This is a genomic window from Simiduia litorea (genome assembly GCF_042853465.1).
GTDB classification, from domain to species: domain Bacteria; phylum Pseudomonadota; class Gammaproteobacteria; order Pseudomonadales; family Cellvibrionaceae; genus Simiduia; species Simiduia litorea.
Window position 1 is genome coordinate 1,350,800 of record NZ_AP031497.1, and the last position, 15,059, is coordinate 1,365,858.

The 15,059-nt window shown below is 49.2% G+C and carries 9 protein-coding genes; 5 read left to right on the top strand and 4 right to left on the bottom strand.

Annotation, left to right across the window (positions count from 1 at the left end; all coding sequences use genetic code 11):
• The first annotated feature begins 170 nt into the window (after positions 1-170).
• Positions 171-791, top strand: a complete 621-nt coding sequence (gene rlmE, locus ACGHTT_RS05980) for a 23S rRNA (uridine(2552)-2'-O)-methyltransferase RlmE (protein WP_290261868.1) — start codon at positions 171-173, stop codon at positions 789-791.
• Between the two features lie 84 nt (positions 792-875).
• On the opposite strand, the gene ACGHTT_RS05985 is transcribed toward rlmE, so the two are convergent.
• The 3 genes from ACGHTT_RS05985 to ACGHTT_RS05995 all read right to left on the bottom strand — a co-directional run bounded on the left by ACGHTT_RS05985 (position 876) and on the right by ACGHTT_RS05995 (position 4,388).
• Positions 876-1,421, bottom strand: a complete 546-nt coding sequence (locus ACGHTT_RS05985; RefSeq protein ID WP_390594122.1) for an outer membrane beta-barrel protein — start codon at positions 1,419-1,421, stop codon at positions 876-878.
• Positions 1,422-1,545: 124 nt separating this feature from the next.
• The gene (locus ACGHTT_RS05990; RefSeq protein ID WP_390594123.1) at positions 1,546-2,160 is read right to left on the bottom strand and encodes a DUF1287 domain-containing protein; all 615 of its coding nucleotides are present in this window, start codon (positions 2,158-2,160) and stop codon (positions 1,546-1,548) included.
• An 8-nt stretch (positions 2,161-2,168) separates the two neighbouring features.
• A complete protein-coding gene (locus ACGHTT_RS05995) occupies positions 2,169-4,388 on the bottom strand; it encodes an FdhF/YdeP family oxidoreductase (RefSeq protein ID WP_390594125.1) in 2,220 nt (739 codons plus the stop codon).
• Between the two features lie 454 nt (positions 4,389-4,842).
• On the opposite strand from ACGHTT_RS05995, the gene ACGHTT_RS06000 reads away from it, so the two are divergent.
• Both ACGHTT_RS06000 and ACGHTT_RS06005 read left to right on the top strand, forming a co-directional pair.
• Positions 4,843-7,044: a M4 family metallopeptidase gene (locus ACGHTT_RS06000; protein WP_390594127.1), complete on the top strand. Its 2,202-nt coding sequence runs from the start codon at positions 4,843-4,845 to the stop codon at positions 7,042-7,044.
• 107 nt (positions 7,045-7,151) lie between these two features.
• Complete coding sequence (locus ACGHTT_RS06005) at positions 7,152-9,008, top strand: M20/M25/M40 family metallo-hydrolase (protein WP_390594128.1); 1,857 nt, start codon at positions 7,152-7,154, stop codon at positions 9,006-9,008.
• A 100-nt stretch (positions 9,009-9,108) separates the two neighbouring features.
• Here the strand turns inward: ACGHTT_RS06005 and ACGHTT_RS06010 are convergent, their stop codons facing one another.
• Positions 9,109-9,843 carry a helix-turn-helix domain-containing protein gene (locus tag ACGHTT_RS06010; RefSeq protein WP_390594129.1) on the bottom strand — a complete coding sequence of 245 codons (735 nt, stop codon included), beginning with the start codon at positions 9,841-9,843 and terminating at the stop codon, positions 9,109-9,111.
• Between the two features lie 173 nt (positions 9,844-10,016).
• Between ACGHTT_RS06010 and ACGHTT_RS06015 the strand changes: the two genes are divergently transcribed.
• Both ACGHTT_RS06015 and ACGHTT_RS06020 read left to right on the top strand, forming a co-directional pair.
• A complete protein-coding gene (locus tag ACGHTT_RS06015) occupies positions 10,017-13,019 on the top strand; it encodes an MFS transporter (protein WP_390594130.1) in 3,003 nt (1,000 codons plus the stop codon).
• A 95-nt stretch (positions 13,020-13,114) separates the two neighbouring features.
• Positions 13,115-14,290 carry an NAD(P)/FAD-dependent oxidoreductase gene (locus tag ACGHTT_RS06020; protein WP_390594131.1) on the top strand — a complete coding sequence of 392 codons (1,176 nt, stop codon included), beginning with the start codon at positions 13,115-13,117 and terminating at the stop codon, positions 14,288-14,290.
• Positions 14,291-15,059: the final 769 nt, after the last annotated feature.

A 15,059-nucleotide genomic window follows, 5' to 3' on the forward strand; every position in this document is an offset into this window, starting at 1 on the left:
CGGTGTCTCCGGCAAAGGCTAAAAATAGCCGTAATTGTACCTTGGGGCGTTGAAATAGCCAGTTTTCTAAGCCCGGATGTTTTTGCCGCCAAGGTTGTGAGCGCGTACAATTGGCCACTTTGATGGCCGCAAAATGGCCCCCGTGATGATGACAAACCTAGAGTGGTGCAATGGCCAGGTCTAAAAGCAGTAATCGTTGGCTAGAAGAGCATGTCAATGACCCCTACGTGAAACGCGCGCAGATAGACGGCTATCGCTCCCGCGCCAGCTATAAGCTGATCGAATTGATTGAGAAGGATCGCCTAGTAAGGCCGGGTATGGTCATTATGGATTTGGGGTCTGCGCCCGGCGGTTGGTCGCAAATTGTGGCACCCATGGTGGGCGATAAAGGCAGGGTCATTGCCTCAGATATTTTGCCCATGAACCCCTTGGCCGATGTGGATTTTATTCAGGGCGACTTTACCGAAGACGCCGTGTTTGAACAGATTTTGGCGCTGCTTGACGGCGCCGGTGTGGATCTCGTTATTTCCGATATGGCGCCCAACATCAGTGGTGTGAACGCCGCCGATCAAGCGTCGTCTATGTACTTGGTGGAATTGGCACTGGACATGGCGCGGCAGGTGTTGAAGCCGAAGGGTGCCTTTGTCGCCAAGGTGTTCCATGGCGAAGGCTACGACGACTATTTAAAAGACGTGCGTTCATCCTTCGATAAGGTGGTGATTCGTAAACCGGATGCATCCCGCGCGCGCTCGCGCGAAGTGTATATTGTGGCAAAAGGCTTTAAAGCGTAATAGCGCAGCTCGCTACACCCCGCCTAGATGAGGAGGCGTGTAGCGTCCGCACGCATTGACGCGGCGTTTAGCCGGTGTTGCGGTTTAGAAGGTGTAGGCTGCACCCACTGAGAAAAAGTCGATAGCCACTTCATCGACATCAATGAGTTCGTATTCAGCTCGCATTTGGAATGAACCCAATTGGAATTTCGCACCGATGCCGTAAGCAGGGTCAGAGCCATCCCCAGATGCTTTGCCGCCTGAAGCTTTTAACTCGCTATCCCAATTAACGACGCCTGCTTTAGCAAACAAGCCTACAGGACCAAGGTTGAGACCGATTAGGCCAGAGGCCATAAGACCTGTGGTTGAAAGCGTGATCGTTTCGCCCAAAAAATCACCGGACTGTGTACCAAAGTCGAGGTAAGAAGCCTCAACGGCAAGATCCACCAAAGGAACCAAGCCAAAATTGTAGCCGCCAAAGACTTTATAACCTACGTCGTTGTCATCTAAATCAATACCATCTTCTTGATAGTCAACAACCGATGAGCCCACCGAGCCACCGAGATAAAAACCGCTATCGCTGCCAGCGTTGGCTGCTTGTGCTGCACTTAAGGTGAGAAGCGCTAAAAGTGGAAGTGTTAGTGTCTTCATTGCCAAACTCTCTCTGTGTTTGAAAACCCCGAGAATACGCTTTGGAAAATAGAAAGCAAGGCCTAGGTTGCGCACTTGTGGACGGTATCAAACGCTAACCTTAGCGCGTTGGCGAGCTGACTTTTTAGGGCGCGATAACTGACGGTAGATAACGGTAATGCCCAACAATAGGGTAATCAAACAACATGTCATCCAAACTCGGACCGCGGCCAATATTGTGAACGATTTTATAGCGCTGTTGGTCGTCACTCTTTTCCGAAACCACAATACCAATATGGGGAAGGTTGCCCGGCAGGCGCCAGCTCACTAGATCGCCAGGTTCAAAATCGGCATCGAGTGCCAGCGATGTGCCAAAGCGCTGAAAGTACACCTCTAAATTGGGTACTCTGCGGTGGTCAATATTGGTATCTGTTGTGTCTAGCCCCCAGATTTTTTTTGACGGATACAGGCTGAAGTGTTTGGCCATATCTTCGTGTACGCGTTGTTGTAGATCTATGCCAAGGCGGCGGTAGGCGCGAATAATAACATCGGTACAGACGCCTATATTGGCGGGCACATCGCCGTTTGGGTAGGCGATGGCATGATAGCGGCCATCGTAATGTACAGAATGATTCAGCCTGCCCATGGCTGCCTGAACGACGTCACTTGGCGTTAAGGGCTGCTCAGCTTGCGCCAGACTTATCCATAAGGCAGCCATGAAGCTGATGCCGTATTTGGCTGCGACGGGCGTGTTAAACATGTTTGACCTCAATCGGTATGTGATGGATCAGACGGCACGGTTCGGGTTGGTATGACCTTCACAGGTGCAGATTTAAAGGCGGGTGTTCGGCTGCGTGGGTCTAGGGCTCTTCCAATCAATACATTTAACTCGGGATAGTAGCCTAAGACGGAGCCGGGTGTAATGTTAAATGCTTTTACTTGTAAACCACGTATTTCGCCGTGCGCTGAAATAACATCCACCCTCGCGTTGTGTTCCAGCCCGAGGTGGGTTAAATCGCGCGGGTTCATAAAAACCGTTTGACGATGTTTTGCACCTCTGTAGCTATCGTGTTGCTCATAAATGATGGTGTTGAATTGGCCCTCGCTGCGCGTACTTATTAGGTTAAACGGAAATTCGGGATCGATTGTGTGTTGTTGCAAGGCGGAGGCAAGAAAATTGGCCTTGCCATTGGCTGTTTGGAAGGTGGGTTGAGTGACTCTGCGTAAGGGAATATGAAATTCTTTTTTTGTCTCGTCAATAGTTGCCAGCGCTTCTAAACCAGTAACAGTTTTTGCAATCGTTTCGCGCAGCTTTTTGTGTGATTTAACAGCGGAAAAATCGAATACTTTTTTGTCGATGACCGCCGTTGCCAGGGCGCCAATAATGTCGACTTCGGGTTTAACATTGGCCAGCCGCGTAATACCTCCGTCGCTAAGACGCACATAGTTGAACATAGACTCCTGCGTGGTGGCTTGATGTTCTTCGTCTCTGGCGGTCACTGGCAGAATGAGGCTCTCGCTTTTATCTGTGCCATGTAAATGGCCTCTGTTAAGCGTTGTGGTTAAAAATATTTTGAACTTTATTCTATCCAGCGCTTGGCTGGCCCAGTGCGTATCTGGCGCCGCCTCTAAAATGTTTCCACCGAGAAATAGGGCTGTGTCGATGGTGTTGTTAAAGGCTGCGTCTAAACAGGCCATGGTGTCCATGCCCTGAGCGGTGGGGCTAGTAATACCAAGTTGCTGTTCGAGCTTTTCGAGCACATCTTTTGCCAGTGCAGGTTTCACACCGATGGTACCCATGCCCTGTACATTGCTGTGGCCGCGTAGTGGTAACAACCCGGCACCGGGTTTTCCGATCATGCCGCGCAAGAGTGCGACGTTCACCAAGTGTTCAATATTTTCCACGCCGTGTTGATGGTGCGTTAAGCCCATACCCCATGCAAAAATGGCGCGCTCGGCTTTTCCATATAATCTCGCCAGTTGGCAAATATTATCTTTTGTCACGCCCGTTTCAGTTTCGATGATCGACCAAGAGGTGCTTTCTATTTGTGTAATATAGTCATCGACGTGATTGGTATATTTTTCAATAAACGGGTTGTTCTGGTGTTGGTTTTCCAGCACGCTTTTGCCCATACCTAGAAATAAAAATGCGTCTGATCCAGCTCTCGGCTGTATATAGAGTGAGGCTATTTTATGACCGCCCGCGATAAGAGAGGCTGGGCTCTTTGGTAACGCGAATCGAACTAGGCCGGGTTCCTCAGCGGGGTTAATCACAATAACCTCGCCGCCGCGATCGCGACATTTTTTCAAGCTGTGCAGTAAGCGGGGGTGGTTTGATGCGGGATTTGCTCCGCTAATCACCACGAAATCACAGTACGCTAAATCTTCCAGTGTCACCGTGGCTGTACCTGAACCAATTGCATTGTGCAACGCCACGCCGGTTGCTTGGTGACAGAAATAGGAGCAGTTGTTGATATTGTTGGTGCCGTAGGCCCGGGCGAATAACTGCAAGAGAAAGCCGGCTTCATTTGAAGAGCGGCCAGACGCGTAAAAAAATGTTTTGTCTGGCGTGGTCGCATTCAACCTAGCGGCGGCCATCGTCAAAGCATCGCTCCAGCTGATGGGTTTAAAGTATTGTTCATCTTTAGCTTTGAAAAGTGGGGTATCTAATCGGCCGAGATGTTCAACCTCATAGCCATCGAGCTCTTGTAGTTCTTTGAGGTTGTGCGCGAAAATTTCTCGCGGAATGGGGCTTTGGATGTCTGTGGATTGGGCTTGGACACTTTTATTACAGACAGAGGGGAACTCATCCAGCTCATTGGTCATGCCTCCTCTCTGACCGCCCATGCCTAGTCCGCACGCCTTGCAGGCGTTTTTTGCTGTTAGCGCTTTGGCCGAAGCGCGCAAGCCGATACGGTTCGCGGTTTGCAAGGTATAGAGAACTTTCTTAAAACCGCCACCGACGATTTTTTTTGAATCATTATTCATGTCACAACCTTAGTGTTGCTTTTTTCATCGCTTGGATAAGCTGGCTTAATGATAAAGTAATAGAAGCGCTCCTGTCGTGTTGATCTATTTTCTGAGTCTAGGGGCGCACTAAAGTTTACTAATAACGGGCGGGTAAAAACCTCTGGCGTCATTTGGTTCCTGGTGGCGCGAGAAGACTGGAACAGAAGTACCTTTGAGTTTGACATAAGTAGCAATTTTTTGTCCTATAAATATTCATTTGTAGCGTTTTTTAAAAAAATTCAACTTTTTCATCCTGACTTCATACTGGTTTGGAGTGAGTTTTCGCGCATTAGGCTAGCCTGATTTTTCGGGCATTTTCCTCGTCTAGTAGTAATGGCTTAAGCAGTAATGCCGGCGGAAGCAGTTGCTCGAGCAATCGGAGAATAGGCAGTTGCCTATTTTTTTGACCATGAATAACAGGGAAATAAGTGAGATGACTAAGAAAAATAATATGAAGTTCACGGCCTTTGTTTTGGGCGCCGCTAGTTGCTTATCAGCGCAAGCTGCCGAGCGTGCTTTTTTGCAAGAAAGGCCTGACCTCGTCAGCAGTCTTGCGGGAACGCCAGCTTTGATGCAACAGGCGAACAATGGCTTAGTATTGGGCCTAGCTGCTGGTGACGAGCTACAGGTCCGCAAAACCTACACCGATGCCAATGGGGCGGTAACTACCCGTTACACCCAAATGCATAAAGGTTTACCGGTGGTGGGTGATGATGTGGTTATCAGCCGCCATAGCACGGGTATGTTCAAGCGTGCCCACGGTGCAGTATTGAATAACATTGCCGCCGACCTAACCAGCACCACCGCGCGCATCAGTGCCGACGTTGCAATGCAACGAGCGAAGGCGCATTCAATGGCGGGCGCGTCTATTCGAGCCAATTCAACACCTATCAATTACGAAAATGAAACCAACCGTTTAGCCATTTGGCAGGATGAATCTGGCAAGGCAAGATTGGTTTATGAAGTGAGCTTTGTGCAATATGGGGATACCCCGTCGCGCCCTTACCTGATTATTGATGCCTTAACGGGTGCAGTACTGTTGGAGCGGGATAATCTACAAACCGCCAACGCGACTGGCCCCGGTGGTAACCAAAAAACCGGTCAATATTTTTACGGTACAGATTTCCCAGCGATGAACGTTTCGCAGTCGGGCAGCACCTGTACCATGCAGAATACCAACGTAAAAACCGTGAATCTTAATCACGGTACCTCGGGTAGTACGGCATTTAGTTTTACCTGCCCTGAGAATACAGTGAAAGCTATTAACGGTGCTTACTCTCCGTTGAACGATGCTCATTACTTTGGCGGCGTTGTATTTGATATGTACAACGCCTATGTGGGCTCGGCGCCACTGTCGTTCCAGTTGCAAATGCGCGTGCATTATTCCAATAGTTATGAAAATGCTTTTTGGAACGGCTCGGCGATGACCTTTGGCGATGGCGCTAGCACCTTCTACCCATTGGTTAGCTTGGACGTATCTGCGCATGAAGTGAGCCACGGCTTTACCGAGCAGAACTCAAACCTAACCTATTCTGGTAAGTCGGGTGGTTTAAACGAAGCCTTCTCGGATATGGCCGGTGAAGCTGCCGAGTACTACATGAACGGCACTAACGACTGGAAAGTAGGGGCTCAGATCTTCAAGGGTAACGGTTCATTGCGTTACATGGATAATCCACCTTTAGATGGCAAGTCTATTGGCCATCAGTCTGACTACACCAGCGGCATGGATGTCCATTACAGCTCCGGTGTGTACAACAAAGCATTCTATTTGTTGGCGACCACCTCTGGCTGGAATACGAAAAAGGCCTTTGAAGTTTATGCGCGTGCTAACCGCCTCTACTGGACTGCAAACACTAACTGGGATGTTGCCGGTAACGGTGTGTTAGATGCAGCCTGTGATCTTGGTTACGATATTACGCAGGTGAATGCATCGCTCGCGGCTGTTGGGGTAACGTCCACGGCGAGTAACTCTAGCTGTGCGATTGATCCACCACCACCAACCGGCAACGTGTTGCAAAATGGCGTACCGGTTACTGGCTTAGCCGCAAGCACGGGCGCAGATTTAACCTACACCATGCAAGTACCTGCTGGCGCTACCAACATTAAGTTTGTTATGAGTGGCGGTAGTGGTGATGCTGACTTATATACGAAGTTTGGCTCAGCACCCACCGATAGCAGCTACGATTGTCGTCCCTATGCCAACGGCAATAACGAAACGTGTACGGGCACGGCCACAGGCGGTACCTACTATGTTCGCGTGAAAGCCTACTCGACTTTCTCTGGCGTTACCTTAACCGGTAGTTACACCGAAGGTGGTACAGGTGCAGATCCTATTAATGAAACTGTTTCTAATATTTCTGTTTCAAGAAGTGCTTGGAAATACTACACAGTGCAATTAAATGGTAATTATTCGAATCTGAATGTCACCATCAGCGGTGGTTCTGGCGATGCCGATTTATATGTGCGTCGCGGCAGTCAGCCAACCACATCGTCTTACGATTGCCGGCCTTATAAAAATGGTAACAGTGAGAACTGCAGCTTTACCAATCCACAGAGTGGTACTTGGCACATCGGTATTCGCGGTTATTCAGCCGCCTCTGGTGTGACCCTGAACTACACGGCTACACCAAACTAGTCGTTTAACGTGTAAGAGAAGAGGAGCTACGGCTCCTCTTTTTTTCTCTCTATTCATTTACATTTCATTATTGTTTCGGATTAAGGTCCGAGGGGCAGGGATGAGTTATGAAAGTTATTCTTACTACACTGTTGTGTTGCGCGCTGAGCACTGGGCTTAATGCCGCTGAACAAGCGACGCAAGATCGAGCATGGATCACCATTGGTTCGGACGCGAGTCAACTGTTAACGCGTCAAGGCATTACTGGGGTAGATTTTCAGCCTTTGTTAAATGTCAGTGCATCGGCGATTACCATTGGCAGTCTGCCAGTGGCGCAGGTTGAGTCTTTGAGTAGCTATATGCACGATGAATTTAATCGCTGTGGCGGTTTTATGTTTCATGAAAGTTTTGCCGACGCGCAGCAGTATGCATCTTTATCTCAGGCGCAGCTGACTCCTTCACTGGTGAGTTATTCCATTGATAACCCTGCGGGTGTGACTGCACTGCTCGGGGAGATGAACTCGAGCCAGTTAAGTTCAACCGTTAACACCTTGAGCGCGTATCACAACCGTTACTACACCCAGCAAACTGGTGTTGACGCGGCAAATTGGACGCTCGGCCAGTGGCAGTCAATCGCCAGTGGTCGTAGCGATATTCAGGTTTCACTCTATGGTCATACGTGGGCGCAGTCGTCTGTTGTGGCAACCATTACCGGCACCACTTACCCCAATGAAGTCGTGGTAATTGGCGGGCACCTAGATTCCATTAATCAAAGTAACCCGAGCAGCGGCCGAGCGCCAGGTTCTGATGACAATGCCTCTGGTATTGCTGTGATCACCGAAACGCTACGCGCGATAGTCGCGGCCGATTTTAAACCGGCCCGCACGGTAAAAATTATGGCCTATGCGGCAGAAGAGGTTGGCTTGCGCGGCTCCAAAGCGATAGCCGAAGCGCACAAAGCGGCAGGCACCAATGTTATTGGCGTTGCGCAGTTTGATATGAGCGGCTACAAGGGCACCAGCAATAAAGATATTGTGTTCATGACTGATTACACCAACACGGCGCAAAATCAGTTTATGGCGCAGTTGATCGATACCTATCTTCAGGGGGTGAGCTATGGCTACGACCAATGTGGCTATGGCTGCTCTGATCACGCGTCTTGGAATGCTCAGGGTTATGCGGCATCTATGCCGTTTGAATCGAATATGTCCGACCACAACCCGAATATCCATACTGCCTACGACAACACCTTCGACGCGCAGCACTCATTAAACTTCGCTAAGTTATCTGCCACGTTTATCGCGGAGTTGGCAAAAGGTGGTACGGGTGATACACCACCGCCACCACCAACGGGTAATGAGCTGGTCAACGGTCAGGCTAAAACGGGGTTGGCCGCCGCAACGGGTAGCGATCTTGTCTACACGATGCAGGTGCCTGCCGGTGCCACCAATATTCAGTTTGTCATGAGTGGTGGCAGTGGCGATGCGGATATGTACGTAAAGTTTGGGTCCGCACCTACTGATAGCGTTTACGATTGCCGGCCCTACAAAAACGGTAACAGTGAAACCTGTGCTGGCAGCGCCAGTGGCGGCACCTATTATGTGCGCTTAAAGGCTTATAGCAGCTTTGCCAATGTTAGCTTGGTGGGCAGTTATACCGAGGGCGGTGGCCAAACCAATCCACCTATTAACGAAACCATTTCGAATATTAGCGTGGCAAAAAGTCAGTGGGCGCGATACACGCAAACATTGGCGGCGGGCTACAGCAGCTTGCAGGTCAATATGAGTGGTGGTTCGGGTGATGCGGATTTGTATGTGCGTCACAACGCTGCCTCAACTACCTCGGCCTATGACTGCCGGCCTTATAAAAATGGTAACAGTGAGAGCTGTAGTTTTACTGCGCCCGCTGCAGGCACCTGGCATATCGACGTGCGCGGTTACTCGGCAGCCTCAGGTGTAACCTTGACGATTATTGGAACACCTTAATAGCCTTGAGAGTGTCTAGGGTTTTATTTGACGTGGTCACAGTAACGTTTCATTAAAACCTTTAAGTAAAGCTATTAGCCGCGCCAAGTGCGCGGCTTTTTTATGCTCGAATAAAGGATTGGAAGGTAGAGTAGTGCCAATCGCGCATCGCCAACACTAACGTGACACCATCTCTTTTATTGACATCGAGTGCTGCATCGGCATTGTTTATTTGGTCGAATTCTTGCGCTAATTTTTTAAGTTTTAGTTGAAAGGCTTGTGCCGACTGAGCTGAGAGCATGCCGTTCAAGATAGCAAGATGATTAGATGGCTGTTCAAAATCAGCGTTAAATAACTCGCGTTCGATGGTGCTTTTAAAAAATGTCGCTATTGGCCCGTTGTGTTGCCAGTGGAAGTTCGCAGCGACCTTTAACTTGATATGGTTGTTAGGCAATAATTCAATAATATTGAGTTTATCTAACAACGCCAGCTTGCGAATGATGTCGCTCTCTGAAAAGCGGTAAAAACTCACCATCTCCTCTAGCGTCCAGCGATTTAAGACACAAACGGCAATCAGTAGCGTGGCCGGGTCTTTGGCAATTTCTTCCTCTTGCGCGACGCTGAGTTGAGCTATGCCTGGGTTGCGTTGGTTCATGGCCTGAATCAGGTCCGATATCTCCATGCCCATGAGCTGGCAAATATTCTGAAGTTGCTCGAGGTCAAAGCTGCGTGTTCGGAACAGGCGCTTGACGCTCGCCTCAGATAGATTCAGCACCTTGGCGACCTCCACGTAGCGCAAACCATGGGCTTTTAGGCAACTTTTTAAGGTGTCGATGATAGCGGTAACCTGCGCCATGGGTTCTCCTTTTCGAGGGTCTTAGACCATTACAGGGTTTTAGGGTGCGTATATTGATACTTTGAGGTTAATAATGCACAACTTTTTAGATATTGGTAGCAAATAGACGCGGCGTCTGGCAATTTAGCCCACTTCAAAGCCGCCGGCGCTGTAGCCGTCATCAGGAGTGAATTATGCGGAAGCTGACTGACTTTAAAGGATTTTTGCCCTATATCAGCGTGGTCTTTCTGAATGCGTTTGTGGATTTAGGCCATAAGATCGTAATCCAGAATACGGTTTTTAAGGTGTACGACGGCAATGAGCAGGTGGTACTCACAGCGTTAGTTAATGCACTTATTCTGCTGCCTTTTATCTTATTGTTTTCACCTGCCGGTTTTCTCTCCGACAAGTTTCCGAAGCATCAGGTGATGCGCGTCAGCGCTTGGGCCGTGGTGGTTGCAACGCTGTTGATTACTTTCTGTTACTACCAGGGTTGGTTCTGGGCCGCGTTTGCCTTGACCTTGTTATTGGCTATTCAAAGCGCCATCTACAGTCCGGCAAAATACGGCTACATCAAAGAGCTGGTGGGTAACGAACCCTTGGCGCGCGCTAATGGTGTGGTGAATGCCGTTAGCATTTTGGGTATTTTGCTCGGCACTTTCGTGTTTTCCGCCTTATTTGAATGGATGCTGATGGGTGCGGAATTGACCAGTAGCAACCACATAGTGGGCAAAATTGCGCCTTTAGGTTGGCTCTTGGTTGGCCTTGCCTGTTGTGAGGTGGCGTTGACTTATCGTTTAACCCAAAAGTCGGAGGGGCGGCCCGATAAGCGTTTTGAATTGGCGCAGTATGCGCGCTTGGGTTATCTGCGCCGCAACTTGGCGATACTGCAAAGGCGGCCGGCTATTTGGTTATCCATTGTTGGTCTGTCGACTTTTTGGGCGATTGCCCAGGTTGTGCTGGCGGCGTTTCCTGCTTTTGCAAAAGAATCTTTGGGCGAAACCAACACGCTGGTTATTCAAGGTATTTTGGCCTGCACCGGTATCGGTATCGTGCTCGGGTCTGTATTGGCGGGGCGTCTGTCGCGCAATTACATCGAGATTGGTTTGATCCCCATTGGCGCCTTAGGCTTAACGTTGGCGCTGTTTGTTTTGCCCGGGTTAGATTCGTCGCTGGCGCTGGCCTTGTGTTTTTTGCTCATAGGTACCATGGGTGGTTTGTTTATCGTGCCGCTCAACGCGTTGATTCAATTTCATGCGTTACCCAAACAGCTTGGCACTGTATTAGCTGGCAACAACTGGGTGCAAAATATCACCATGTTGTCCTTCCTCGGCATTACGGTTTGGGTGGCAACACTGAACTTGAGCGCCGCTTGGCTTCTCGGTGCGATGGGTTTTGTCGCGCTCGTGGGCGCTGGCTATACGCTGTGTAAACTGCCCCATGCCTTTGTGCGCTTGGTGGTCAGCTTTTTGTTTAAAGGTCGGTATCGGATCAACGTTGTCGACTTTAATAATTTGCCGGCGCAGGGCCCTGTATTGTTACTCGGCAACCATATCAGCTGGATCGATTGGGCCTTGGTGCAGATTGCTTGCCCAAGACCCGTACGGTTTGTCATGCAACGTGAAATTTATCATCAGCCATTGATCAAACCATTTGTAAAATTATTCGGTGTTATTCCAATTGCCAAAGGTCACAGTGACGATGCGTTGCAAGAGGTTAATAAACATCTGCAAGCGGGCGAGGTAGTTTGTTTATTTCCAGAGGGTGCCATTAGCCGTAATGGTCAGCTGGGAAAATTTCACAGTGGTTATCAACGCGCCACAGAGGGTTTGGAGACAGGTGTTATTGTGCCTTTCTATTTGCACGGTTTATGGGGTAGTAAATTTTCTCGCTCCAGCGATCGCCTGCGCGAAAGTCGTGCACCGGAAGGGCGTCGTCGCGAACTGATTGTGGCCTTTGGCGCGCCTTTAGCTATCAGCACCGACGCTAAAGCGCTAAAACTAAAAGTCTTCGAGTTGGCATCCCATGCTTGGCAGGAGCACAGTCAAGGTTTTCAAAGCACAGCGATTAATTTGATTCAAAGCGCGCAACGCCAAGGTCAGCAGACAGCCTTGTTGGGCGTGCGCGGCGAAACCATCAGTTATCGCCAGCTGCTGGTCGATGCGTTGATCTTGGCTAGAGCGTTAAAGCGCAGGCAGCTAACGGGCAAGTACGTTGCCATAGAGACTGCAGCGGGACGCGATTTCTTTGTTGCCCACATGGGTGCGTGGATTGCCGGCGCGATCGTGGATGTGACGTCCTCGAACGCTACACCTATTGTTAGCGGTGAGGCGGAGTCAAGTGCCGATGCCATCAAGTTAGAAAAACCGCGCACAGGCCTAGTGGCTAATTTTATGTTGAGCCTGTTGCCAGCGCGCCTTTTGGCCCATTGGTTTGGTCGCCCGCAAGCATTGCACACCGCTGCGCTGCGCGTTACCACCGAGCAGGCGATTGATCACCGGCAACTACAACTCAATAGCAAGCAAATCAGCGACGTGATTAACACCCGTGCCGATGATGTTGTCGGTGGTTTTATCGATCGTAATAACCCCTTTGACCTGATGTTCTCACTGATCATGCCCTTGTTAGAAGGCTTGCCTGTTGTGCACCAATTTGTCGATGACTCTTTATTGACGGTGGCGAAAAAAGTGGCGCGTAGCCGCGTCACGCTCATGTGTTTGTCGCCGAATTTATTGGCGCAATTGCCGCAAGAGAAAGAGATCGAGCCCATTATGTTTTCGAGCTTACGCATGGTCGTGAGTGAATTTTCTTCGGCGGCTGTAGATCAAGCGGCACTGTTCGAGCAGTGTTTCAATCAACCCGTGTATTTAGGTTTGGGTGGTTCACCTTGGGTACCGGTGGTGAGTTTGAATGTACCGGACGCACTCGACACGACCTATTGGCGTATTCAACGCGGCTGCGATAAACGCTCAGCCGGCATGCCATTGCCGGGTTTAAGTGTCTTGGTGCAAGATCAACAAGGTGCGGCCGTGAGTGGCTTTAACACACCTGGCCAGTTGGTGCTGGGGCTTGGTATGCCAGCGCTTGCGTCAGAGGCAGATCATGTTGCCGATATGCGCGCAGATAAACCTTGGTTGCCACTCAATAGAGTGGGGGAACTAACGGACGAAGGTTTCGTGGTGCCCTCGAACGCTTGATTCTAAAGCGTCAATGGGCTGCATAGGGTAGGTGATAAAGCCGTTACTGGGCCAGCTGTGCGATAATGCGCTTTTTGGATAGTGTGAATAAAGTTATGCACGTTGATTGTATTGTTATTGGCGGAGGCGCTGCCGGGTTAATGTGCGCGGCGACGGCTGGTTACCGAGGCCGGCAGGTTGCCGTACTAGATCACGCCAATAAAGTGGGTAAGAAAATCCTTATGTCTGGCGGTGGACGCTGTAATTTCACTAATTACACCATCGAACCCCATCATTATTTATCGGCCAACGCGCATTTTTGCAAGTCCGCGTTGAGTCGGTATAAATCTGCGGACTTTATTGAGCTGGTCGAGCGCCACGGTGTTTCTTACCACGAAAAAACCAAAGGCCAACTTTTTTGTGACAACAAAGCCAGTGATATTCTTAATCTATTACTAACCGAATGCGAGTACGCTGGCGTGAGTGTCACGACTCAGTGCTCGATTGAAAAAGTTGCGAAAATTTCAGATAAATTTCACCTGCAAACAAGTTTAGGCCAATACACCTGCGATTCTCTCGTGGTGGCCACCGGTGGCTTGTCAATTCCTACTATGGGCGCCACCGGCTTTGGCTATCAAATTGCGCAGCAGTTTGGTTTGGCTTGCACACCCGTGTGGGCCTCCCTCGTGCCGTTTACCATCACCGATAAATGGCAGCCTATTGTTAATGAACTTTCTGGTTTGTCTCTCAATGTGCGCGTCACGTGTAACAAGCAGAGTTTCAGTGATCCTTTATTGTTTACCCATCGTGGCTTAAGTGGCCCAGCCATGTTGCAGATTTCTAATTATTGGCGCCCGAGTGATTCACTGCTGATTGATTTCTATCCCGATGGCGATCTAGCCGAGCAAATAAAAACCTGGCGCAGTCAGGGCAATAAGAGTGAGTTGAAAAATCTATTGGCGATGCTGTTACCCAAACGCTTCGTTGAGTCTTGGTTGCCGGATGGCGAGGGGAGTCGTGCTGTCAATCAGTACAGCGACGCCGACATTAGTCGTATCGCCGAAAAGTTTCAGCGTTGGCGGGTTACGCCGTCTGGCACTGAGGGTTATCGAACGGCTGAAGTGACGATGGGAGGCGTTGATACCCAAGGTGTTTCATCGAAAACCTTTGAGGCGAAAACGACGCCGGGCTTGTATTTTGTTGGCGAGGTGCTAGATGTAACCGGTTGGTTGGGTGGTTTTAATTTTCAGTGGGCTTGGGCGAGTGGTTTTTGCGCCGGCCAATATGTATAGCGCGGCCCAAGCTTTCTTGCTTGGGTTTACTTACTTAGCTGTTCTTATTCGGACTACTTTTCGTAGGCGAGTTATTCACTTTAATCTTCTTAGCTTTTTTGTACGTCTGATAATGAATTTTTAAGCGGACACGTCAATTTAGAGTACAGCCGTACCACCTTGATCCTACCTGCTCGAGATGGACGAGCGGGCGGACTCAAGATTTTTTATGCGCGAGTAATAGTCATTTTGTCTAGCTGAGCCGTGACAGGCCTGTTCGATAAATTTACGTTAAAGTTAGTTGAGCTATTGCTCTGTTTTTAGCCCTAGAATCCGGTCCAACCTTAAAAAATAGGCTTTTTATTGGTGCGTAATGATGGCACTGCCATTTAATTGTGCGTAAGAGGTTGGCGTTTATTGGAAATGCTTTTTCCTATTCCGAGTGTAGCGTCGCTCTTAATAGATGAAAATCTAATGCTAAAGTTGCAATCAAGGTCATACGCTAGAAATCGACTCGCCAGTCTGACTTGACGTTCATTTTCTTTATAATTTTTCACAGGGCTTTTTAAACGCAAGGAGTGCGTAATTACGTCGCAAAAAAGTGATAAAAATGTCCTATTTCAATTTTTACCTATTCAGGTTCCTTGATTCTATTTATATTCGACGGGCAATTGGACGCTGTATAACCAAACTGTCTGTATGTGTTTGGGTAGGGACACTAAGAATAATGATCAGCGAAAAGCTGACACAACATTCACCAGAAAGACGCTTTATCTAAAGCATGATTTTT

What these genes read in the sequence shown, in the direction of transcription:
- rlmE (WP_290261868.1), top strand. Translation starts at nt 171, where the DNA reads ATGGCCAGGTCTAAAAGCAGTAATCGTTGGCTAGAAGAGCATGTCAAT.
- ACGHTT_RS05985 (WP_390594122.1), bottom strand. Translation starts at nt 1,421, where the DNA reads ATGAAGACACTAACACTTCCACTTTTAGCGCTTCTCACCTTAAGTGCA.
- ACGHTT_RS05990 (WP_390594123.1), bottom strand. Translation starts at nt 2,160, where the DNA reads ATGTTTAACACGCCCGTCGCAGCCAAATACGGCATCAGCTTCATGGCT.
- ACGHTT_RS05995 (WP_390594125.1), bottom strand. Translation starts at nt 4,388, where the DNA reads ATGAATAATGATTCAAAAAAAATCGTCGGTGGCGGTTTTAAGAAAGTT.
- ACGHTT_RS06000 (WP_390594127.1), top strand. Translation starts at nt 4,843, where the DNA reads ATGACTAAGAAAAATAATATGAAGTTCACGGCCTTTGTTTTGGGCGCC.
- ACGHTT_RS06005 (WP_390594128.1), top strand. Translation starts at nt 7,152, where the DNA reads ATGAAAGTTATTCTTACTACACTGTTGTGTTGCGCGCTGAGCACTGGG.
- ACGHTT_RS06010 (WP_390594129.1), bottom strand. Translation starts at nt 9,843, where the DNA reads ATGGCGCAGGTTACCGCTATCATCGACACCTTAAAAAGTTGCCTAAAA.
- ACGHTT_RS06015 (WP_390594130.1), top strand. Translation starts at nt 10,017, where the DNA reads ATGCGGAAGCTGACTGACTTTAAAGGATTTTTGCCCTATATCAGCGTG.
- ACGHTT_RS06020 (WP_390594131.1), top strand. Translation starts at nt 13,115, where the DNA reads ATGCACGTTGATTGTATTGTTATTGGCGGAGGCGCTGCCGGGTTAATG.